Here is a 21,243-nt window from a genome sequence, read left to right on the forward strand (position 1 = left end):
AGGTTACTCCGCATCGTTGTCAACACTTCGGACAAGTTCCTGAAGAGAAAAAATTGTATACAGATGGTGGCCTTACTGGTAACAATGGTTATGGGGTTAGCGGCCCACAGCCAGCCTCAATGGCTGCGAAAGACAGAAGATCCTGAGTATTTGCATCGTGCAGTGAAACTGCTCACAGATATTATGGTGCATGATATTTATTCCCCGCCTGTGGCAAGTCGTACCTATGCTTATGTTAGCGTTGCAGCCTACGAAACGCTGGTGCCTTCCAATAGCAATTATGTTTCGCTTGCCGGCCGGGTGCACGGTTTACAACCCGCGCCAGCGCCCGTTCCTGCTGTGCAATACAGTTTTACCCTTGCGGCAGTACAGGCGATGCTGACAGTAGGCAAATCGATGGTGATATCCGAAGCGGTAATGGATAACTTCCGGCAAACCGTTATTCAAACCATGAAGGCAGATGGAATGCCCGGCAGTGTAATGGATAGCTCGTTGGCGTATGGAAGCCGGGTAGCGGCACATATACTTTCCTGGGCAGCGGCCGATCATTACCTGCAAACACGTTCTTTACCCAAGTATGCGGTGAACAATGCGCCGGGGTATTGGAAGCCCACTCCTCCGGCGTATATTAAAGCGGTGGAACCGCACTGGAACCAGCTCAGACCTTTTTTGATAGACGCGGCGCAATTTAAGCCTTCGCCTCCGCCATCATTTTCAACCGATACCGCCAGCCGTTTTTACAAAGAAGCAAATGCCGTTTATTATGCCGGGAAGGGGCTTACCTCCGAACAAACGGCCATTGCAAGTTTTTGGGATTGCAATCCGTTTAAGGTAAATCTGCGCGGGCACGTGATGTTCGCCACAAAAAAAATATCGCCCGGTGGGCATTGGATCAATATCACGGCGATGGCATGCCGGCAGTTGCAGAAAGATGTGGTAGCTACTGCGGAAGCCTATGCATTTGCGGCCATTGGCATCGCCGATGCATTTATCAGTTGTTGGGATGAGAAATACCGCAGTAATGTTATTCGCCCTGAAACCTATATCAATCAATATATAGATGTTGACTGGCTGCCATTATTGCAAACGCCTCCCTTCCCGGAATATACAAGCGGGCACAGCGTGGTATCGGCCTGCGCCGCAGAAATATTGACTTCGTTATTTGGCGATCATTTTAGCTATGTGGATGCTACAGAAACGGAATTTGATCTGCCGCCCCGCAGGTTTTCATCCTTCCGCCAGGCCGCAGAGGAAGCGGCCATCAGCCGTTTTTACGGAGGTATTCATTATATGCCTTCTATAAAAAACGGGTTGGATGAGGGTACGGCGATAGGGAAGTATGTGGTGGAAAAATTAAATATTAAGCAAGGAACTTTTTAATCGCAGTAACAATACTTGGAGATCCCTCAAAAAAGAGCATAAATGATAATTCTCTCATCTTTTTAACACTAGGGGTATGCTCCGTTTTTTATTACCTTAGCCGAAACGAACTGTTATGATAAAAACGATTATTGCCGTTTTGGTTGTATTCCCCATGTTTTCCCTTGGTCAAAAACTTACAGTAGTAGCGGACGATCCACGAAGCAAGGAGGCGTTTATAAGGCAGCTAAAATATGATGGGTACAAAATAGATAGCATAGATTTCGATTATTCGCTGAATTATTTTGTTACAGGGCAATACAAGCTGGTTGCTTTCAAAAAACCGTATCAAGCGTATGCGACAATAACAGATAAGAAAGGCAAAGAAATAACCCGCTCCAAAGAAGTTAAAACCAATCCCGCCGCCCTCAATGGGTTTAACGCTGCCTATGGTATGGCCAATATGATTATAAAAAGGTATTTGCCTGGGATGCTATCGCAATTAAAGAAATAAGCTGCTTAACAATTAAAACTACATAAATGAGAAAACGATCGAAACTTGCCGCTATCGTAGCGGCAGCATTACTGCTACAGAGTTGCGCAACTATTTTTACCGGATCGCGCCAAAAATTCACTATTGCAAGTACACCCAATGAAGCGAAAATTTCAATCACTAACATTGACCAGAAGGAAGTTTTTACTGGCGTAACGCCCGCTATCGTAAAACTAAAAAAAGGTGCTGGGTTCTTTTACAAAAATGAGTATCTGGTTAAACTTTCCGCTGACGGGTACGAAGAAAAAACAGTACCTATTAAGTTTGGCATTAATGGCTGGTACTTCGGTAATATTTTAATTGGAGGGGCCATTGGGATGGTAATTGTTGACCCAGCTACGGGAGGCATGTGGAAGGCCCGAAAAAGCGATATTAATGAAGAACTAAAAAAAAAGTAACATTATAGCCACCCGAAACGGTGGTTTTTTGTTGACCGAGCTGGAATGAATAAAACCGGACGCTGCGGCTATGGAAACAGGTGTTTTTTACGTTATTTGTCTGCAAGTGCCAAAGCAAAAGAGCATTTACAATGGTGTACGTGCTTGGTTACAAAAGTGATCCGGATTGAACCTTGTTGTGTTTAAGCAACTTTATTGCTTAGTATATAGCCTAATCGTAAAAAATTGATGTTTACTGTTTTGTAATAATTTTTTATTTTTAAAATCTATCTTTATAATTATCAAAGCAGTTACTGTACTCGAACATTCATCCTAAAGGTTCAATGAAAGAGGTCATAGTAAAAAAATCTTACCTTCCGTTCCCAAAAAGAGATTACAGGAATGAGGAAAATTGCTTATGTTTTTGCGTTACTTTTTTTGAATGCTTTGACAGCCGCTGTTAAGGCACAGGATGATCTTGATTTGCAGTCAATGTTGCAGAAGGAGATTAATCCATCCCAGCTATTTCTATCTGATTCGTTTTATACCTGGTGCAGTAGTGTTGTAAAAGGTGAAGATGGGCGATATCATATGTTTTACTCCCGCTGGCCGCATGGCAGCCGGACGCTAGACGATGATTCGCTGAACTATATTTTTAATGGCTTCAGCGGCTGGCTGAAATATTCGGAAATTGCTTACGCTGTTGCCGATCGGGTGGACGGGCCTTACCATTACGTAAAGACTATTTTAAAGGGAAGCGGGGCGCCCGGCGCATGGAACCGGTATACGATGCATAATCCACAAATAAGGAAATTCGGAAATTATTATTACCTGTATTATATCAGTAACGCATTTGATTCCTCATTTCATTTTACTGATAACCGGAAAGTAAGCGGCGATTGGCTACACTGGCTGAAGTATAATTGCACGCAAAAAATTGGCGCGTTGAAGGCTGCCTCTATCAACGATCTTGTTAAGGGCAATTACACGATGATCCCTGAGCCGTTAATGCAGCCGGACAATGTGCATACATTTGAGGTAGCCACCAATCCCAGCGTAACACAGGGTCCGGACGGAAAATATTATATGATATTCAAATCCCGCAAACCCAATGTGGGCAATATGACCATGTGGATGGCGGTAAGCGATGCCCCCGACCGTCCTTTCAAGTTGCTGGGGCAGGTATTCACCGATGCTTCGCTGGCCTGTGAAGACCCTTATCTGTGGTATGATAAAAAAAGAAAACGTTTTTATGCCGTGGTGAAATACTTTTCAAATAATAAGGTATTGGCACCGCAGTTTGGGGCGCTTGCATTAGTTACTTCCGCTGACGGTCTACATTGGCAGGCTGCCAGACACCCGGTCGTGTCTTTAAGAAACCTGAAAATAAAAGGAAAGCCTGCAACAGCATTAGCGCACCTGGAACGACCTTTTGTTTTGCAGGATAAGAACGGAAAGCTGCAAGCTTTGTTTGCTGCCGCATCCGTAAAAGAGCCGTCAAAAGAAAGTACGCCCATTGTTGACTTTGAATATAATAGTTTCAATGTTTGTTTTAAACTGTCCGGGCAGTAGGGGTCAATCCTGGCATTAATTTCTGCTTTTCTGACGGAGGACCGGATACTTCTGATAACTATTTGCTGATCACTTTCAAGATACTTAGTAGCCATCGCAAATAGCAACCACACTGCGTAATATTGGTTGGTATAACGAAACCCTTTTTAGTCAACCCCCCTTTTTCTTTTATATAAAACGCAGGCTGCTTACCGTTTTTTTAAGAATCCAACAAGGGTATAATGCTATTATTTTTCTTGAGCTATTACCTATTTATTCTTTATTTTTTAATTATTGGCTATTTATGATAAAATAGTGTATGTATTGGTACAGATACGAAACGATTGGTATTGAATTTTATTTTCCTTTGTACTGGAATTGATTGATTGCTGCGACGTATTGCCGGAGTTATTGACGTGCCAAAATAGATTGTTCAGCTCGCTAATGGTTGGTTTTTCTGAGTGGGAGTTTTGTGTGGACCATTGTGCTGATTGAAAAAACAAGGTATCTGCTGATTCGCAACGTATTTTATTTAATCACACATACAGTATACAAATTATGGGAAAAGGAAACAAACTGTTGCTCGCTTTTTTAATGCTCCTGAGCACGCTTGCTGTAAGCGCCCAGAATCCGGCAAAGAAAAAGATATCAGGTACTATAAGAGATGAAAGCGGGCAGCCGCTCACCGGTATTACGGTTGCGGAAAAAGGGACCAAAAATACGGTAATGACCGGTGCCGGAGGCGCCTATACCATTGCCATTAAGCCAGAGGCAACTATTGTGGTTACCGGTATTGGTTATGAGACCACAGAGGTCCGGCTCACAACCGATCAAAACGTTCTTGACATCACGTTGAAAAAGGATGTAAAAGGGCTGGAAGACGTGGTTGTTGTGGGGTATGGTTCGCAAAACAAAACCAAAGTAACGGGAGCTGTCAGTACCATAAAAATGGAAGGAGTGCTGGGCGACCGGCCTGTAAGCAATTTGGGTGTTTTATTGCAAGGGGCAAGCCCCGGACTGCAGGTTACCATTAACTCCGGCAAACCCGGAGCCTCTAGTTCCTGGAATATCAGGGGCGGCACAGATTTTGGCAGTGGTACCACTTCAGGAATTAATTCCGGTGGGCCGTTTATCCTGGTGGACAATGTGCCCTATAATGGGCCTACTAATTTGCTGGACCCGAATGATATTGAAACGGTTACTGTGTTAAAAGATGCAGGAGCCGCTGCTATTTATGGCGCCCGGTCGGCGTTTGGAGTTGTATTGATTACAACCAAATCCGGTAAAAAAAATACCAAAACACAGTTTAATTACAGTGATAACTTTGTGATATCGACCCCCATAAATCTTCCTCAGAAAGCTACTCCGCTGCAGCAGGTGCAGGCCTGGATTGATGGTGGGATGGCTTCTGTATACAACGGGAATCAGAATCTGGCCACCTGGACGGAGTTTCTGAAAGAGTATGATGCGGATCCGTCGAAATATCCTTTAGGTTATACCCAGGCGAACGGCGTTTTTTATCAACTTAAAGCAACGGACCCGGTTAAGGATTTATTAGGGAATCATGCCTTTCAGCAAATGCACAACTTTTCCGTAAATGGGGGGACGGAAAAAACAACTTACCGTCTGTCTTTAGGTACGACCAATGAGAACGGTATTCTTGTTCCACAGGCGCACCAGGATAATTTTAGCCGTTATAATATCAAATCTATCGTAACCTCTGATGTGGCTTCCTGGCTGAACATGCAGTTGGATGCGAATTATAGCAGCTCAAATACGCTTGCCCCTTTTTATACCAATGCGTTTGGCAATGCCGTAAATTTACCTTCTGCACTGGCGACGGACTCTATTCCCGGGTTACCCGGAATACTGAATACCGCGAAAAACCAGATTATGGCTACGGCGCCTACAACGACGCGTTATGATGATATACGCATCACCGGACGTGCTGTTATAAAACCTGTAAAAGGAGTTACTATAACCGGAGAGTATACCATTGATAATAACTTTAATAAAGTAACAACCTATGACAAAAAAGTAGGCGGTTTCATAAACCCTTATGGCTATACTGCAGAAACGATCGGGTCTGATAATTTTTCGAAAAGCAATGCGAGCACCCGTTACAATGCGCTGAATGTTTTTGGGAACTATGTAAAGGCAATTGATCGCCATAATTTTACGCTTACAGCAGGCTATAACCAGGAAGAAAATAACTATGAAATTCAATCTACTACGGCATCCGGTATGCTAAGCCCCGATCTGCCTTTTTTATCGGGTACCACCGGGTTAATTCCTTTTAAGGCTTCGGATAATTATCTGGACTATGCTACCCAGGGTTTTTTTGGGAGACTGAATTATGACTTCGGCGGCAAATATTTATTCCAGGTGAATGGCCGTTATGATGGATCTTCTAAATTTCCGAAGGGAAGTCGCTGGGGTTTTTTCCCTTCCGTGTCTGCAGGATGGAGAATAACTGAAGAGGAATTTATGCAGCGGCTGAAGCCCTATTTGAACGAGCTGAAGTTGAGGGCTTCTTATGGTTCCGTAGGAAATCAGAATATTAGTGACTACCAGTTTTTTGCCGGTATGACTTCCTATATCCCCAATTGGTTGTATAATGGCACTCAGGTAGGTACTTTAAACCCCCCGATACTGGTTGGCAATTTTACCTGGGAAACCGTGGCTACTAAGGACTTTGGAGTTGATTTTGGATTTTTAAGGAACCGACTGACGGGTGCATTTGATTGGTATCAGAGAGATACAAAAGATATTCTTACCACCAATCCCACACCCCTTCCCGTGCTATTGGGTACCGGAGCCCCTTTGCAAAATGCCGGATCATTGCGCACAAAAGGATTTGAGATTCAGTTGGGATGGAAAGATAAAATAGGGAAAGTAGGCTACTATATTAATGGAAGTTTATACAATTATAATTCAGTTGTTACCGGAGCCAATAACCCTAAAAATGTTATTACAAATGGTACTTTGTATAACGGCAAGCGCATGGGTGAAATTTGGGGCTATGTTACTGACCGGTTTTATACAACAGATGATTTTGTAGATGGTACATTAAATGCAAACCTGAGAGGAGGTACCTTAAAGCCGGGGATTCCCAAGCAAAACGGGCAGGCGCCTAATCCGGGCGACATTGTTTATAAAGATTTTGACGGAAACGGGGTTATTACCAGTGGCTCCGGCACATTGGATGATCCCGGAGATTACAAAATTATCGGAAACAGTACCCCTCAATATCAATACGGGGTTTCAGGCGGAGTGTCCTATCGGAACGTTGAATTTTCATTCGTAATTACAGGAGTAGGAAAACAGGATATCTGGCAGAATAATACTTTGGCCTTCCCAAACCAATGGTTGACCTATGGCGCCTTGTATTCCAATCAACTGAATTATTGGACGCCTGCTAATACCAATTCTTATTATGGGCGGATTTATACTGATAATGTGAATAGCCCAAACCAGGGGTATAACCAGATTGTGCAGACGAAGTTCTTATATAACGGTGCGTATATGCGTATTCAGAACTTATCATTAAGTTATAGTATTCCGCAGCCGGTAATAACAAAAGCTCATATAAACAAATTGCAGGTATTTGTTAGTGTAGAAAATCCATATACGTTTACCCATATGCCCAAAGGAATGTATCCGGATATTGCGGTGCAGGGATCAACGGCAGGCGGGGGATTAGGATACCCGTTTATGCGTAAAACTTCTTTTGGTGTAAATGTTTCATTTTAAATTATATTGTTATGTTAGGAAATAGATTCAAAATTAGCATAATACTTATCTTTCTTGTTTTTTGTAGTTGTACTAAAAATTTTCTGGATAAAAAGCCGGCCAATCAACTTACGGCGGAAACGGCTTTTGCTACTTATCAGAATTTTCAAACCTATGCATGGGGTTTGTACGATTATTTTGCTGGCTATGGTAATTCAGGGGCAACGATGCCGCCGGCTTTTAACAGCCAGGAAAATGCCAATTCCGATAATATCAGTAGTGGCACCCAGTCTGCCTACGCCAATCAATCTAAATTAGCTCCTTCTGCCGCGGGTGGCAATACCGGTTCTCTGGAGATAGCGCAATGGAATTTTTCTTATGTAAGAAGGGTGAATATTTTGCTGGACAATATTGATCAGTCATCTATGTCGCAGGCCGATAAAGATCACTGGCGCAGTGTGGGATATTTTTTCAGGGCCCTGCGCTATTATGACCTTATTGCTGCCTTTGGCGATGTACCCTGGCTGGAGCACGCGCTGTCAGATACATCCACAAGTGTATTGTTTGGCAGCCGTACTCCGAGAGATGAAGTGGCACAGCATGTACTGGATAATTTAGTATGGGCTGAAAGTCATATTAAACCTGCCGGCGAAGGGGCAAAAACAAATACGATCAACCAGGATTGTGTGCGCTTCCTGCTGTCCAGGTTCGGACTGTTTGAAGGTACGTGGCGAAAATATCATGGATTGACGGGGGCGGATCAATACTTAGAAGCCTGCAAAACCTATTCGCAAAAACTGATCGCATCCTATCCATCTTTGATGAGCAACTATGATGATGTATATAATTCAGAGGATCTTAGCGGCGGTAAACCCGGTATTATCTTATATAAACAATATGTAAATACTATATTCAATAATCCGCAGGTAACCCGTTATACTGCAAGCACCTCATGGAACTGCGAAGTACCAAAAAATGCAGTGGAAAGTTTCCTTTGCACGGACGGAAGACCCGTATCCACCAGTAGTGTGTATAAAGGCGACGATTCTATTTATGCGGCGTTTAAAAACCGGGACCGGCGTTTGTACTATATGGTAGTGCCTCCTTATAGTGTTAAATTCATCAATACATCAGTTACGAACCAGGCGGGGAATTCAGATAACCTATGGGCCTATGACCCCAATCCGGATCATGGCTATTTTATTCATTATATGAACGACTCTATTGCCGGTAATGTAGGGAAAAAACTTCCTGCGCTTTCTCAGACTGTTGACATGAAATCCGGAAATGTGATCCCTAATTTTCCTCATTTTTCCTCTTATACTGTGGCGCTTAGTCATCTTCCCACTGCAGCGGTGGGCATCAGCCAGATGGTTGGTAAACTGGGATATTTTTTCTGGAAGTTTTATAATCGCCTGCCGATGGATGGGAGCTCTAATTATGGAGGTACACAGGACTGTCCGCTCTTCCGGATAGGAGAAGTAATGGTAAACTATGCTGAAGCGATGTGGGAGCTGGGTGCATTTGATCAGGGAATTGCAGATCAAACCATCAATGTATTGCGCAAAAGAGCTAACCCCACCAGTTGGCCCGCTATGAAAATGACAGTGGCGGCTATTGATGGTGGGTTTGATTTAAACAGGGATCCCTCTGTAGATCCGGTTTTATGGGAGATCAGAAGAGAGCGCCGCGTGGAGTTGTTTGGCGATGGATTCCGGTTTAATGATTTAAAACGATGGGGCAAGGGCGCCTATATGAATACCACATTACTTGGGGTTAAAATTTATGACAAAAACAAGATGTATCCCAATATTAAGATCGGGTCAACAACCCTCAACAACACCAATATTTTGATTGATGGCGGAGGGAACTCGGGATATGTAAAAAACCTGCCGGCGCCCATCGGTTGGCTGGATAAATATTACCTGGAACCGATCCCTCTTCAGGAAATAGCAATTAATCCGGATCTTTCTCAGAATCCGGGATGGTAGTAGTGCTATTCATTTATGATTTAAAACATTTATTCTATGCGAAGGTTGTATGTTTATTGTTTACTGCTGCTGCTGGCTGTTAACAGCAGAAAATTATCCGCGCAGGCGCCTCATTCGTCTACCAGTAAACCCAACATCATCATCATCCTGATGGACGATATGGGTTATGGTGATCCTGAATGCTATAATGGCTCCGGCTATCATACACCAAGCATCAACAGGTTGGCGGCAGAAGGCATGCGGTTTACCAACTTTTATGCAGCGCAGGCTACCTGTACGGCATCCAGGGCTGCATTGCTTACGGGGTGTTACCCAAACCGCATAGGAATCTCTGGCGCCATTATGCCGTGGGCAAGTATGGCTTTAAATCCGAAGGAAGAAACGATCGCTTCCCTCCTCAAAAAAAATGGTTATAAAACATCGATGATAGGGAAGTGGCACCTGGGCGCTAAAGCTCCCTATTTACCTATTCATTATGGGTTTGATGAATATTTGGGTTTGCCCTATTCAAATGATATGTGGCCGGTGGATTATGATGGAAAGCCGGTTACAGATCCTGCTAATCCTAAATTCAAATATCCTCCATTGCCTTTACTGGAGGGCGACAAACCTATCAGGTACATCAATACATTAGAAGACCAGGGCGAACTTACAGGCATTTATACGCGCAGAGCTTGCCAGTTCATAAAGAAAAATAAAAAACAACCCTTCTTTTTGTACCTGGCAAATGCAATGGTGCACGTGCCCATTTATGCGTCCAAAAGGTTTTTAGGGAAAAGTGGCGTCGGCCTGTTTGGAGATGTAATGATGGAAGTGGACTGGTCCATTGGCGAGATCATGAAAACATTGAAAGAGGAAGGGTTGGATAAAAATACTTTAGTTGTTTTTACGAGCGATAACGGTCCCTGGCTCACCTTTGGAGATCATGCGGGAAATACCGCCGGATTAAGAGAAGGTAAAGGCACTAGCTGGGATGGCGGCCAGAAAGAGCCCTGTATTATGCATTGGACCGGCACTATTCCTGCCGGAACTATTTGCAGCAATCTGTCTTCAACTATAGATCTGTTACCCACTATTGTAAAACTTACAGGCGCCTCCATGCCTGCCAACAAAATAGATGGGGTGGATATTTCTTCTTTATTGCTGATGAAACCCGGCGCTAACCCCAGGGATGAATTTGCTTATTATTATCACCGGAACAACCTGGAAGGCGTGCGGAAAGGCAACTGGAAGCTGGTGACGCCGCACAGAAGCCAAACCTATAAAACGTATATGCCGGGAAAGAACGGCTACCCCGGCGGCTATGCGGAAGTAAATGTGCCCGGGGCCTTATATGATTTGGCGCATGACCCGGGAGAAACACAGGATGTGCAAAATGCCCACCCCGAATTGATGAAAGAATTGGAAGCGCTGGCAGATAAATACCGTAAAACGTTGGGCGATGATATTACAAAGTCACCCTGTACGGAATGCCGGCCCGCTGCGCAGATTAACAGCGGAGAAAAAAAGTAAAAAGGAATTATACGAATGACTTAGCTAAAAACATTTCAATGAAAAAGAATTTTGTCTTTGCCGCTTTCCTGCTGTCATTATCTGGCGCTCTGTTCGCGCAGAAGCAAAATGCCCAAATGCGCCGCACCGAAACAAAGGAAGTTAAAGATTTTATGGATTTGCGTTTTGGGATGTTTGTGCATTGGGGACCGGTTACGTTGAGGGGAACGGAAATAGGCTGGTCAAGAAATCACCAGGTTCCGCAAAATGATTATGACAGCCTTTATAAAGAGTTTGACCCGGTTCTTTTTAATGCAGATGATTGGGTAAAGACTGCAAAGGAAGCAGGTGTGAAGTATTTAGTGATTACTGCAAAGCACCACGATGGTTTTTGTCTGTGGCCTACTGCTTTTACCGATTATAATATTGCACATACACCGTTTAAGAAAGATGTGGTAGGCGCTTTGGCAAAGGCGTGTAAGCAGCATGGAATTAAATTTTGTATTTATTATACCGTGTTGGATTGGTACGATAAAAATTATCCCCTGCATAACGATGGAAAAGGAGAAGACAAAAATGCGGATATGGGAAAATTTATCTTGTATATGAAAAATCAATTAAAGGAATTAGTTACAAACTATGATCCTTATATGATTTGGTTCGATGGTAATTGGGAAAAGCCCTGGACGCAAGCCGATGGTAAAGAAATCTACGATTATCTCAAACGATTAAACCCACGGTTGATAATCAATAACAGGTTAGGAAAAAATGAGCATGATAAATTAACCGCCGAATCAGTTGGCGACTATGCCACTCCCGAGCAAAAGATTGGTGCTTTGAATATGGACTTTCCATGGGAGTCCTGCATAACCATCTGCAAGCAATGGGCATGGAAACCCAACGATGCTATGAAGCCGTTAAAAGAATGTATTCAAACGTTAGCCTGTACCGCCGGAGGTAATGGAAATTTGTTATTGAATGTTGGTCCAATGCCTGATGGAAGAATGGAGTTGCGTCAGGTAAAAAGATTACAGGAGATGGGCGGCTGGTTGCAGCATTATGGAGAATCTGTTTATGGCACTTTAGGAGGGCCTTATGTCCCGGATTCTGTAATGGCAGCTACGCGTAAACAAAATAGGATATTTATTCATCTATTTAAAAACTTCAGCGGCCAACTGAACCTGGCGGCTGTTCCCAATGTGCAGGTCGTAAAAGCATATTGGCTAAAAGGAATTGCAGTTAAATTTAAGCAGGGCGAGAAGGGTATTACATTAGAATTACCGCAGATCTTGCCAGATGAAAATGACGCGGTCTTAGTGTTGGAAATGAATAAAAATGTAGAGCAGGCCAACATAATAGAAAAATAGAATTCAGCTAAATCTAAACGTATGCACTTATTGAGCGCAAAGGGTTTACATATAAAAAACGCACTGTTACTCTTTTTTGTTTTCGCGACTTTTTTTACCAATGCGCAAACAAAGCGACCGAATATTTTAATCATAGTTTCGGATGATCATGCCTATCAAGCCATCGGAGCTTATGGCTCCCCTTACCACGCTACGCCAAATATTGACCGGCTGGCAGCCCAGGGGGTTACATACGCCAATGCGTTTGTAACGAATTCACTTTGCGGCCCCAGTCGCGCCTGTCTGCTCACCGGGAAATACAGTAATATCAACGGGTTTAAAGATAATTTCTCTCGTTTCGATGCTGCTCAACCTACATTTGCAAGCTATCTTAAGCAAGCCGGTTATCAAACGGCCTGGATAGGTAAATGGCATCTTGAATCGATGCCACAACATTTTGATTATTTCAAAATATTACCAGGGCAGGGATATTATTACAATCCCAACTTTATAGATATGAAAGGTGACACAGCAACCATGCAGGGTTATTGCACCAATGCGATTACTGACCTTACTTTGAATTGGTTGCAACAGCGCGATACGGCAAAACCCTTTTGTATCGTCGTTGGAGAAAAAGCCACACACCGCTCATGGATACCCGATACAGCCGACTTTGGCGCGTTTGATAAAGTGGATTTTCCACTACCGGTTGATTTCTACGATGATTATAAAGACCGCTATGCGGCAAGTGTAAATGACATGAACATCGCACATTCCATGCGTTTGGGTTATGATCTGAAGATGGCTGCCGATACAGGCTTTGGTAAGGATAATTATACGAGATTCACTGTCTCCCAGAAAAGATATTTCGATAAATATTACGATTCAATTTATAGTGATTTTAAGTCGAGGCACCTTTCGGGAAGGGCCCTGGCGGAGTGGAAATACCAGCGCTATATGCGTGACTATTATGCTACAGGGTTAAGCCTTGATCGTAATATTGGCCGCATAGTGGATTACATCGATAAGAACGGGCTGGATAAGAACACCATTGTAATATATACTTCGGATCAGGGAATGTACCTAGGCGAGCATAATTTTTTCGATAAAAGATTCATGTACGAAGAATCGTTTAAAACGCCGTTCATCGTTCGTTACCCGCAACTGATAAAGCCCGGCAGGGAGGATAGCACCCTGGTGATGTTGCTGGACGTTGCGCCTACTTTAGTGCAACTGGCAGGGTTGCAAGTGCCGCCAGATATGCAAGGCAAATCACTAATTCCGGTATTTAAAGGCAATGGGAAGCATTTCCGTTATGAAGTGTTTTATCACTATTACGAATATCCCAACGAACATAATGCGCTGCCACATTTTGGCATACGCACACACCGTTATACACTGATCCGTTTTTATGATCCTAAGAAAAGGCAAAAAAAAATTAATGAGGGGTCGCTGCTGATTAAAGACTACAATCCTAAAGATTACTGGGAATTGTATGACCTGGAAGCAGACCCACATGAAGTACACAATATCTACGGGAAAAATAAAAATTCAGTATTGGTAAAAAAATTAAAAGAAGATTTGAATAGCCTTATAAAAAAATACCACCAGGCAGATGCAGAGACGATCCTGTCCGGGAAGTAGGTGGGCCAATTGTTGCAAGGTATTCGGTAGTTCAAATAATAAAATCTATACAATTGAAACTGTTTGCATCTTTTTTTCTTTTTATCCCGTTTTTTATTCAGGCACAAACGGTTAACCTCATTCCTAAGCCGGCTTTTGTAAAACAGGAAAATGGAACGTTTGTACTTAATGCAGAAACGAAAATTATTGTGAGGGATAACAGGCTTTTTAAAACTGCCAAATTATTCAACGAATACTTAGCGCAGTATTATGGGTTTAAAATTGCTGTAGTTGCCAGGGGAGAAAAAAATACGCAACGGGATATTGTTTTGCAAATGAAAGAAACAGGCAAAAGCAAAGTGCCGGGGGGATATGCGCTTCATCTGACCAGTAAGCAAGTCTCGATCACCGGTAATGATCCCGAAGGGGTGTTTTATGGCGTTCAATCACTTATTCAACTGCTTCCTTTTGAAAAATCCGGAAAGCTGGCATTGCCTTGCGTCAAGGTGATGGATACGCCTCGGTTTGCTTATCGTGGATTAAATATCGATGTTTCGCGCCATTTCTTCGATGTGGCTTTTATAAAAAAATACATTGATCTGATGGCCTTGTACAAAATGAACGTATTTCACTGGCACCTGACCGATGATCAGGGCTGGCGAATTGAAATAAAGAAATATCCTTTGCTTACCCAAACCGGATCCCTAAGGAATGGTACCATTAAAGGGCATTATCCCGGAACGGGCAATGACAACCAGACCTACGGGGGGTACTATACACAGGAGCAAATAAAAGAAGTGGTTGCCTATGCTGCGGCCCGGTATATTACCGTAATACCCGAAATAGAAATGCCGGGGCATAGCAGTGCTGCCATAGCGGCGTATCCTTCATTGAGTTGTTTTCCAAACCGGACAACAGCGATCCCGCTCAATATGGTTGCGCTAAAGACGGTGCAGCAGGCACAGGATGCCGGGCGCAAGAAATTTGTACAGGAAACATGGGGTGTTTTTGATGATGTTTATTGCGCAGGCAAGGATTCGACGTTTATTTTTCTTCAGAATGTATTGGATGAGGTGCTCTCTCTTTTCCCCTCAAAATACATTCATATCGGAGGAGACGAATGCCCTAAAACCGACTGGAAGCAATGCCCGCTGTGCCAGAAAAGAATGAAAGAAAACCATTTGAAAGACGAGCATGCGCTGCAGAGTTATTTTATTCAGCGAATAGAAAAATACCTGAACAGCAAGGGCCGCCAGATTATTGGATGGGACGAGATTTTGGAAGGAGGGCTGGCACCCAATGCAACGGTGATGAGCTGGCGGGGTGAGCAGGGTGGGATAGAAGCTGCAAGACAACATCATAATGTTGTTATGACGCCTTCCAGCTATTGTTATCTGAACAGGTCCGGATTGAGAAATGACGACTCCTTAACCGCTGGCAATTACCTGCCCATTGATAGAGTATATAATTACAACCCGGTTTCGGATTCTTTGACAAATGAGGAGTCAAAATATATTATTGGCGGGCAGGCAAGTTTATGGACGGAATATATTGCGAATCCTGCTAAGGTAGAATACATGATACTTCCCCGTTTAAGCGCGATGAGTGAAGTGCTATGGACGGATATGAAGCATAAGAATTGGGATGATTTTAAGAAAAGGATGTTGCAGGAACAAAAACGGTATGAATGGCTGGGATTAAACTACAATCATAAGATCACGGAAGCGCTGTTGCGCTAAGTATTAATCATTTTGCGGTATTCATTCGGTTGTACATCTTTTAGTTTTTTAAATAGTCGATTGAAATGGGTGATATTGTTGAACCCGCTTTCATAACATATTTGTTTAATGCTTTTTTCACCTTCCGACAAAAGCTTGCAGGCATATCCTATTCTTAGCTCCGCAATAACCTGGCTGTAGCTCTTCCGGGTGCAGGATTTAAAATACCTGCAAAAAGAATTAGTGGTTAGGTTGGCAATAGCCGCAACATCCTTTATATAAATATTTGATTTGAAATGTTGCAACGTGTAGTTGTAAACTTTAGTAATGCGTTCTGATTGGGTAAAGATATTATCGTGGTGATAGGCCGAAGAGATATGAAGGCTTCTTTTGCAGGAGGCTATGCTTATCAAAAGTTCTAATAGCAAAATAACACGCCGGGTATCGGTTGCTGCAATAAGTGTTGTAAGAATGCCTTTGGCTTCAATAGTTTTATTGCCTCTGAACACAAGACCCTTTCTGCTTTTTTCCAATAAGGCGGCAATATATTTGTTCTCCGGTATGGATAAAAAGTCTTTTCCCCAGAAGTCCCCTTTGAATTGTGTTAGCTCGGTATAAGATTTTTCTGGCGATTCCGTGGTGTATTGCGTATCAAATTTCCAATAATGCGGCAGGTAGCTTCCGATAAAAACGAGATCACCCGGTTTGAAATAGTGGACACCATCGCCTGCAAACAGAGTGCCCGATCCTTTTATGACGTGTATCAGTTCAAATTCAGGATGGTAATGCCAGCTATTGTTTTTGTACGACTTGCTATCAGAGCGGGCGCTGAAAGAGATAGCTGGTCCGGATGTGATTTTAAGAAGGATCGGTTTCATGCTATGGCATTAGTTATTCTTTTTAGATATAAAAATAGCATAATCTGGATAAAATAATGTTAGCTATGGAAAAAATTTGAAATCGTTTTGTAAAGAAATTATCTTTCTTTGTAAACGTAAATAAGATTTGCTATGCTTTTATCAGGTAACGTTATTATTGTTACGGGAGGTGCCAGCGGCATTGGACAGGAGTGTGCTAAAGCTTATGTGAAGGAGGGAGCGCAAGTGGCCGTTTTAGACCTTCAGGAAACGGTGCCAGACCGTATGGCCGGAGACGAGCCGGTTTTATATGTACAGTGCGATGTTTCGGACGAAGCGCAGGTTGCTGCCGCTGTGGAAAAAGTGATAGCCCGTTTCGGGAAAATTGATGCGGTGCATAATAACGCGGGTATTGCCAGCCCTTCTAAAACCTTGCACGACACAACCGTCTCAGAATGGCGCCGGTTTATGGATGTCAACCTCTTTAGTATATACTTTACCACAAAATATGCGCTGCCGTACTTAAAGATAACCAAAGGCTGCATCCTTAATACCAGCAGTATGGTGGGTGAAATTGGCCAGGCGCAGCACGCTGCTTATGCTGCAAGCAAAGGGGCGGTGAATGCGCTTACCAAATCAATGGCGCTGGACTATGCTCCAATGGGGATCAGGGTAAATGCAGTTGCCCCGGCAGGTGTGTGGACGCCTGCCTTAAGAAAGTGGGCTACGGAGCAGCCGGATGCGGGCAGTATAGAAACCTACCTGGATGCTATTCACATATTGGGCTACTGCCCCGGAGGCGATGTGGTGGCGGACGCCTGTGTTTTTTTGATATCGGGGAAGGCAAGGTTTATAACGGGGTGTATTATGCCCGTTAGCGGGGGAGCAGAGCTGGGGTATAGAAAATAAAAGAGCTTAGATAGTTATTATTATGATTAAAAGGGTAGCGGTAAAGGACAGGAGATTTGTATTGCAAAATGGCGCGGGCAGCGATGCGGTGCACCGGGATCCTGTTTACTCGTATGCTGTTACAGAACTTATTGACGACAGTGGGGTCAAAGGCTCGGGTTTTGCCTTTACTTTAGGGGCCGGCAATGACCTGGTTTGCAAAGCCGCGGCTTTTTATGCCGAACAACTAAAAGGCCTGGATATTGAAGAAGTAATGGCTGATTTTGGCAGTTGGTTTTACCGGTTTTCCAATGAGCAGCAGTTCCGGTGGCTGGGCCCTCACAAAGGCGTGGTGCATTTAGCCCTGGCATCGGTAACCAATGCCTGCTATGATTTGTGGGCACGGAAGAGAGGGGTGCCGCTTTGGAAATTATTAACAGACTTAAGCCCCGGGCAACTTGTAAATACGCTGGATCTCAGCTATATGGAAGATGAACTGACGAAAGAAGAAGCGTTAGCCATCATCGGCGATGAGCAGAAGACCATGGAAGACAGACTGCCTGTTTTGAGTAAGGGCTATCCGGGGTATGATACTTCTATCGGCTGGTTTAATTATACTGATGATAAAGTAAAAGAAAACTGTAAAAAAGCAGTAGACAATGGTTTTACTGCAATGAAACTGAAAGTGGGTTCCTCCAACCCCGAACGCGATGTACGCAGGGCACATATTGTTAGGGAAGTGGCCGGATGCAATGTGAAGGTAATGCTTGATGCTAACCAGAAATGGAACCTGCCGGAGGCATTAAAAATTTGTAACGCCCTGAAAGATATGGAGCCCTATTGGATTGAAGAGCCTACCCACCCGGATGACCTGTATGCGCATAAAACGCTGGCGGACGCCATCAGGCCTGTAAAGCTGGCCCTGGGAGAGCATGTACCTAATCGTGTGCTCTTTAAAAACTTTCTGCAGGCGAAATGTGCAGGGTTTATGCAGGTGGATGCCGTGAGGGTTGGAGGGGTAAGCGAATTTATTACAGTAAGTCTCTTGTGCAAAAAGTATGGCATACCGGTAGTGCCGCATGTCGGAGACATGGGGCAGCTACATCAGCACCTGGTATTGTTCAATCATATTAAATTAGGACATGAGGCGCTGTTTTTAGAGCACATACCCCATTTGAAACAGTATTTTGTAGAACCTGTACAAATAGAAAAAGGCGTTTATATAACACCACAGGAACCAGGTAGTTCCTGCGATTTAATAGAATAAATTTTTTAATTATTCCGCATTTATTATGAAACGATTTTGCCTCACGCTGGATTTAAAAAATGACCCTGAACTCATTAAAACGTATGAGCACTATCATTCCAGGCAGGCCATCTGGCCGGAGGTCATTGAAGGTATAAAGGCCTGCGGCATATATTCCATGGATATCTATCGTGCTGATACAAGGCTGGCAATGATTTTAGAGGCACAGGATGACTTTGAATTGGACGCGGGATTCGCAAAAATGTCGGAATTGCCCAGGCAAAAAGAATGGGCCGCTCTAATGAACCGGTTCCAGCAAAAGCCGCCTTTTGCAAAACCGGGCGAACATTGGGTGCCTATGCAACAAATTTTTGAACTGTATGGCGAATAAGAGTAAAAGCGCATCCCAATACATGGTACCCTTGCTTATAGTAATGGGGCTGATGTTTTTCTGGAACCTGAGCCGGAACATCAATGATATCTTAATCCCGCATTTAAAACGGGCCTGCCAGTTAACAGACTTCCAGTCTTCTTTGGTACAATCAGCTTTTTTTGGAGCCTATTTTTTATTGGCTATACCGGCCGGTCAGTATATTCATAAAAAAGGGTACCGGGCCGGAATGATTATGGGCTTGCTGATAGCTAGTGTTGGAGCTGCATTGTTTTATCCTGCTGCGGAAACCAGGCATTACCCCGTTTTCCTTGCTGGTTTATTTGTTATGGCCGCGGGTTTTACTTTTCTGGAAGTGACAGCAACACCTTATATCTCCAAATTAGGCAATCCGGATGAGGCTTCCAGCAGGCTGAGCCTGTCCGCAGCCATCGGCTCTGCAGGGGCAACCCTTGCACCTTATATAGGATCGCTTTTGTTATTGCATAAACAGGATATTTCTGAAACAACAATACGGAGCTATTCCCCGGTACAGCTAAAGGTGTTTTTAACATCGGAGGCCAATCTCGTTAAACTGCCCTATCTTTCACTGGCGGCTTTATTTTTAATAGTAGCCGTTGTGTTGCGGTTTATTAAATTGCCGGCAATTAAGGATGAAGCCGCTCATCAATATTCATTTAAAAAAATATTTAGTTACCCGCACACGCTCTTGGGCGTAGTAGGCGTCTTTTGCTATCTTGGTGCTGAAGTAGGAATCGTCAGCTTTTTAATCCGGTATTCCAAATCGTTTCATCTTGCGGGATTGACAGAGCAGAAAGCTGCCTTATTTATTTCGCTGTTTATGGCTTTGGTATTAGCAGGCAGGCTGCTGGGCGCTTATATTTTAAAGAGAATAGCGCCGCCAAAAATGCTCGTTGTTTCAGCAGGTGGAGCTTTGTTGCTTGTGATTTGCGCTATTGCAGTAAACGGATATCCCTCTTTGTTTTTACTGGCGTTTGTGGGGCTCTTTACTTCTATTATGTACCCGGTTATTTTTATCTTAAGTATTAAGGGTTTGGGAAATTATACCAAAACAGCTTCATCGCTGCTTATTATGGGCATCGTAGGAGGCGCACTAATACCGCCACTGATGGGTCTGATTTCTGATAATGTAGGTATCAGGTGGGCTTTTCTTTTTCCTGCGTTGTGTTATGTTTATGTTGTGTATTTTGCTTTGAAGGGGCACCGGGTAAAAGTATAGAATGTCATAGATTTTGCGCTTTTCCATCGTTTAATTTCTTTTTCTCTTTTCTGGGCTTCTTCTTTAGATTCATAGATTTCCGAGAAAACACATTTCCAGTCCTTTGCTCTGGCAGTAAATCCCGAATGGTTGGTCAAATGCTTTTGCAGGCGCTGCCCTAAAAGCCCTGAAGTGAAACCGATATAGAATTTATCGAGTGTAGAGGAATAAAGGATATAAAAGGTGTAAGGCATAGCAAGGAGTTTGTGACCCGGATTGGATTCGAACCAATGACCTTCCCGCCTTAGGGGCGGGATGCGCTATCCAGCGGCTATCAATGCTGCAATGCGTTTAGAGCTTTTCCATCGTTTAATTTCTTTTTCTCTTTTCTGGGCTTCTTCTTTAGATTCATAGATTTCCGAGAAAACACATTTCCAGTCCTTTGCTCTGGCAGTAAATCCCGAATGGTTGGTCAAATGCTTTTGCAGGCGCTGCCCTAAAAGCCCTGAAGTGAAACCGGTATAGAATTTATCGAGTGTAGAGGAATAAAGGATATAAAAGGTGTAAGGCATAGCAAGGAGTTTGTGACCCGGATTGGATTCGAACCAATGACCTACTGCTTAGAAGGCAGTTGCTCTATCCAACTGAGCTACCGGGCCAATTATTTTTTATTGTGAAGTCATTAGTTATTGACCGAACCAATGACCTTCCCGCCTTAGGCGCGGGGTGCTCTATCCTCCCGGTGGCTATCAGGAGAGCCATCGGACCCTGACTCCCAGGGGTGATGGAGGCGCAAATATAGACCAAAAATCCCTTTTTTTGATAAACAAGGCCTTAAACGCGTAAAAAATTTGCTGATTTTATTTTTGGAATTTATATTTGCTGCAAATGAATTTTGTAA

General features: G+C 43.5%; 17 protein-coding genes and 1 tRNA gene. 14 read left to right on the top strand and 4 right to left on the bottom strand.

Annotated elements, in window-relative coordinates:
- The first annotated feature begins 63 nt into the window (after nt 1-63).
- The 10 genes from NIASO_RS17565 (at nt 64) to NIASO_RS17610 (ending at nt 15,762) form a co-directional block, all read left to right on the top strand.
- A complete protein-coding gene (locus NIASO_RS17565; protein ID WP_025299106.1) occupies nt 64-1,380 on the top strand; it encodes a vanadium-dependent haloperoxidase in 1,317 nt (438 codons plus the stop codon).
- A gap of 115 nt (nt 1,381-1,495) precedes the next feature.
- Nucleotides 1,496-1,873, top strand: coding sequence for a hypothetical protein (locus NIASO_RS17570; RefSeq protein ID WP_008588181.1), 378 nt, complete (start codon nt 1,496-1,498; stop codon nt 1,871-1,873).
- Nucleotides 1,874-1,899: 26 nt separating this feature from the next.
- Nucleotides 1,900-2,310, top strand: coding sequence for a hypothetical protein (locus tag NIASO_RS17575; protein ID WP_008588183.1), 411 nt, complete (start codon nt 1,900-1,902; stop codon nt 2,308-2,310).
- 381 nt (nt 2,311-2,691) lie between these two features.
- Nucleotides 2,692-3,861 carry a glycoside hydrolase family protein gene (locus NIASO_RS17580; RefSeq protein ID WP_008588185.1) on the top strand — a complete coding sequence of 390 codons (1,170 nt, stop codon included), beginning with the start codon at nt 2,692-2,694 and terminating at the stop codon, nt 3,859-3,861.
- A gap of 537 nt (nt 3,862-4,398) precedes the next feature.
- Nucleotides 4,399-7,593, top strand: a complete 3,195-nt coding sequence (locus NIASO_RS17585) for a SusC/RagA family TonB-linked outer membrane protein (RefSeq protein ID WP_008588186.1) — start codon at nt 4,399-4,401, stop codon at nt 7,591-7,593.
- An 11-nt stretch (nt 7,594-7,604) separates the two neighbouring features.
- Nucleotides 7,605-9,563 carry a RagB/SusD family nutrient uptake outer membrane protein gene (locus NIASO_RS17590; protein WP_008588188.1) on the top strand — a complete coding sequence of 653 codons (1,959 nt, stop codon included), beginning with the start codon at nt 7,605-7,607 and terminating at the stop codon, nt 9,561-9,563.
- Nucleotides 9,564-9,599: 36 nt separating this feature from the next.
- Nucleotides 9,600-11,075: a sulfatase family protein gene (locus NIASO_RS17595; protein WP_008588190.1), complete on the top strand. Its 1,476-nt coding sequence runs from the start codon at nt 9,600-9,602 to the stop codon at nt 11,073-11,075.
- Between the two features lie 38 nt (nt 11,076-11,113).
- A complete protein-coding gene (locus NIASO_RS17600) occupies nt 11,114-12,421 on the top strand; it encodes an alpha-L-fucosidase (protein ID WP_008588192.1) in 1,308 nt (435 codons plus the stop codon).
- Between the two features lie 21 nt (nt 12,422-12,442).
- The gene (locus tag NIASO_RS17605; RefSeq protein WP_025299107.1) at nt 12,443-14,044 is read left to right on the top strand and encodes a sulfatase family protein; all 1,602 of its coding nucleotides are present in this window, start codon (nt 12,443-12,445) and stop codon (nt 14,042-14,044) included.
- Nucleotides 14,045-14,097: 53 nt separating this feature from the next.
- Complete coding sequence (locus NIASO_RS17610; RefSeq protein WP_008588196.1) at nt 14,098-15,762, top strand: beta-N-acetylhexosaminidase; 1,665 nt, start codon at nt 14,098-14,100, stop codon at nt 15,760-15,762.
- On the opposite strand, the gene NIASO_RS17615 is transcribed toward NIASO_RS17610, so the two are convergent.
- Nucleotides 15,759-16,619: an AraC family transcriptional regulator gene (locus NIASO_RS17615; RefSeq protein WP_008588199.1), complete on the bottom strand. Its 861-nt coding sequence runs from the start codon at nt 16,617-16,619 to the stop codon at nt 15,759-15,761. The genes NIASO_RS17610 and NIASO_RS17615 overlap by 4 nt on opposite strands.
- A 132-nt stretch (nt 16,620-16,751) precedes the next feature.
- Here NIASO_RS17615 and NIASO_RS17620 point away from each other — a divergent pair, with 132 nt between their 5' ends.
- Genes NIASO_RS17620 through fucP form a run of 4 tightly spaced genes read left to right on the top strand, consistent with a single transcriptional unit; the run spans nt 16,752 to nt 20,363 of the window.
- A complete protein-coding gene (locus tag NIASO_RS17620; protein WP_008588201.1) occupies nt 16,752-17,507 on the top strand; it encodes an SDR family NAD(P)-dependent oxidoreductase in 756 nt (251 codons plus the stop codon).
- Between the two features lie 22 nt (nt 17,508-17,529).
- Nucleotides 17,530-18,753 carry an enolase C-terminal domain-like protein gene (locus tag NIASO_RS17625; protein ID WP_008588203.1) on the top strand — a complete coding sequence of 408 codons (1,224 nt, stop codon included), beginning with the start codon at nt 17,530-17,532 and terminating at the stop codon, nt 18,751-18,753.
- A gap of 25 nt (nt 18,754-18,778) precedes the next feature.
- On the top strand, nt 18,779-19,123 hold the full coding sequence (locus NIASO_RS17630; RefSeq protein WP_008588205.1) for an L-rhamnose mutarotase: 345 nt from the start codon (nt 18,779-18,781) through the stop codon (nt 19,121-19,123).
- Complete coding sequence (gene fucP, locus NIASO_RS17635; RefSeq protein ID WP_025299108.1) at nt 19,113-20,363, top strand: L-fucose:H+ symporter permease; 1,251 nt, start codon at nt 19,113-19,115, stop codon at nt 20,361-20,363. Before NIASO_RS17630 ends, fucP begins: the two co-directional genes overlap by 11 nt.
- On the opposite strand, the gene NIASO_RS17640 is transcribed toward fucP, so the two are convergent.
- The 3 genes from NIASO_RS17640 to NIASO_RS17650 all read right to left on the bottom strand — a co-directional run bounded on the left by NIASO_RS17640 (nt 20,318) and on the right by NIASO_RS17650 (nt 21,001).
- Nucleotides 20,318-20,596 carry a GIY-YIG nuclease family protein gene (locus tag NIASO_RS17640; RefSeq protein ID WP_008588209.1) on the bottom strand — a complete coding sequence of 93 codons (279 nt, stop codon included), beginning with the start codon at nt 20,594-20,596 and terminating at the stop codon, nt 20,318-20,320. The genes fucP and NIASO_RS17640 overlap by 46 nt on opposite strands.
- A gap of 66 nt (nt 20,597-20,662) precedes the next feature.
- Entirely contained in the window at nt 20,663-20,914 is a 252-nt protein-coding gene (locus NIASO_RS17645) for a GIY-YIG nuclease family protein (protein WP_008588211.1), read from the bottom strand.
- 13 nt (nt 20,915-20,927) lie between these two features.
- Nucleotides 20,928-21,001: transfer RNA gene (locus NIASO_RS17650), tRNA-Arg, on the bottom strand.
- Nucleotides 21,002-21,243: the final 242 nt, after the last annotated feature.

The sequence above is a fragment of the Niabella soli DSM 19437 genome, assembly GCF_000243115.2.
In the GTDB taxonomy this organism is placed as follows: Bacteria; Bacteroidota; Bacteroidia; order Chitinophagales; family Chitinophagaceae; genus Niabella; species Niabella soli.

Bases quoted from the DNA above. Each gene is read 5' to 3' on its own strand.
- fucP (WP_025299108.1), top strand. From the start codon at position 19,113: ATGGCGAATAAGAGTAAAAGCGCATCCCAATACATGGTACCCTTGCTT.
- NIASO_RS17585 (WP_008588186.1), top strand. From the start codon at position 4,399: ATGGGAAAAGGAAACAAACTGTTGCTCGCTTTTTTAATGCTCCTGAGC.
- NIASO_RS17605 (WP_025299107.1), top strand. From the start codon at position 12,443: ATGCACTTATTGAGCGCAAAGGGTTTACATATAAAAAACGCACTGTTA.
- NIASO_RS17595 (WP_008588190.1), top strand. From the start codon at position 9,600: ATGCGAAGGTTGTATGTTTATTGTTTACTGCTGCTGCTGGCTGTTAAC.
- NIASO_RS17580 (WP_008588185.1), top strand. From the start codon at position 2,692: ATGAGGAAAATTGCTTATGTTTTTGCGTTACTTTTTTTGAATGCTTTG.
- NIASO_RS17630 (WP_008588205.1), top strand. From the start codon at position 18,779: ATGAAACGATTTTGCCTCACGCTGGATTTAAAAAATGACCCTGAACTC.
- NIASO_RS17625 (WP_008588203.1), top strand. From the start codon at position 17,530: ATGATTAAAAGGGTAGCGGTAAAGGACAGGAGATTTGTATTGCAAAAT.
- NIASO_RS17570 (WP_008588181.1), top strand. From the start codon at position 1,496: ATGATAAAAACGATTATTGCCGTTTTGGTTGTATTCCCCATGTTTTCC.
- NIASO_RS17640 (WP_008588209.1), bottom strand. From the start codon at position 20,596: ATGCCTTACACCTTTTATATCCTTTATTCCTCTACACTCGATAAATTC.
- NIASO_RS17620 (WP_008588201.1), top strand. From the start codon at position 16,752: ATGCTTTTATCAGGTAACGTTATTATTGTTACGGGAGGTGCCAGCGGC.
- NIASO_RS17600 (WP_008588192.1), top strand. From the start codon at position 11,114: ATGAAAAAGAATTTTGTCTTTGCCGCTTTCCTGCTGTCATTATCTGGC.
- NIASO_RS17565 (WP_025299106.1), top strand. From the start codon at position 64: ATGGTGGCCTTACTGGTAACAATGGTTATGGGGTTAGCGGCCCACAGC.
- NIASO_RS17615 (WP_008588199.1), bottom strand. From the start codon at position 16,619: ATGAAACCGATCCTTCTTAAAATCACATCCGGACCAGCTATCTCTTTC.
- NIASO_RS17590 (WP_008588188.1), top strand. From the start codon at position 7,605: ATGTTAGGAAATAGATTCAAAATTAGCATAATACTTATCTTTCTTGTT.
- NIASO_RS17645 (WP_008588211.1), bottom strand. From the start codon at position 20,914: ATGCCTTACACCTTTTATATCCTTTATTCCTCTACACTCGATAAATTC.
- NIASO_RS17575 (WP_008588183.1), top strand. From the start codon at position 1,900: ATGAGAAAACGATCGAAACTTGCCGCTATCGTAGCGGCAGCATTACTG.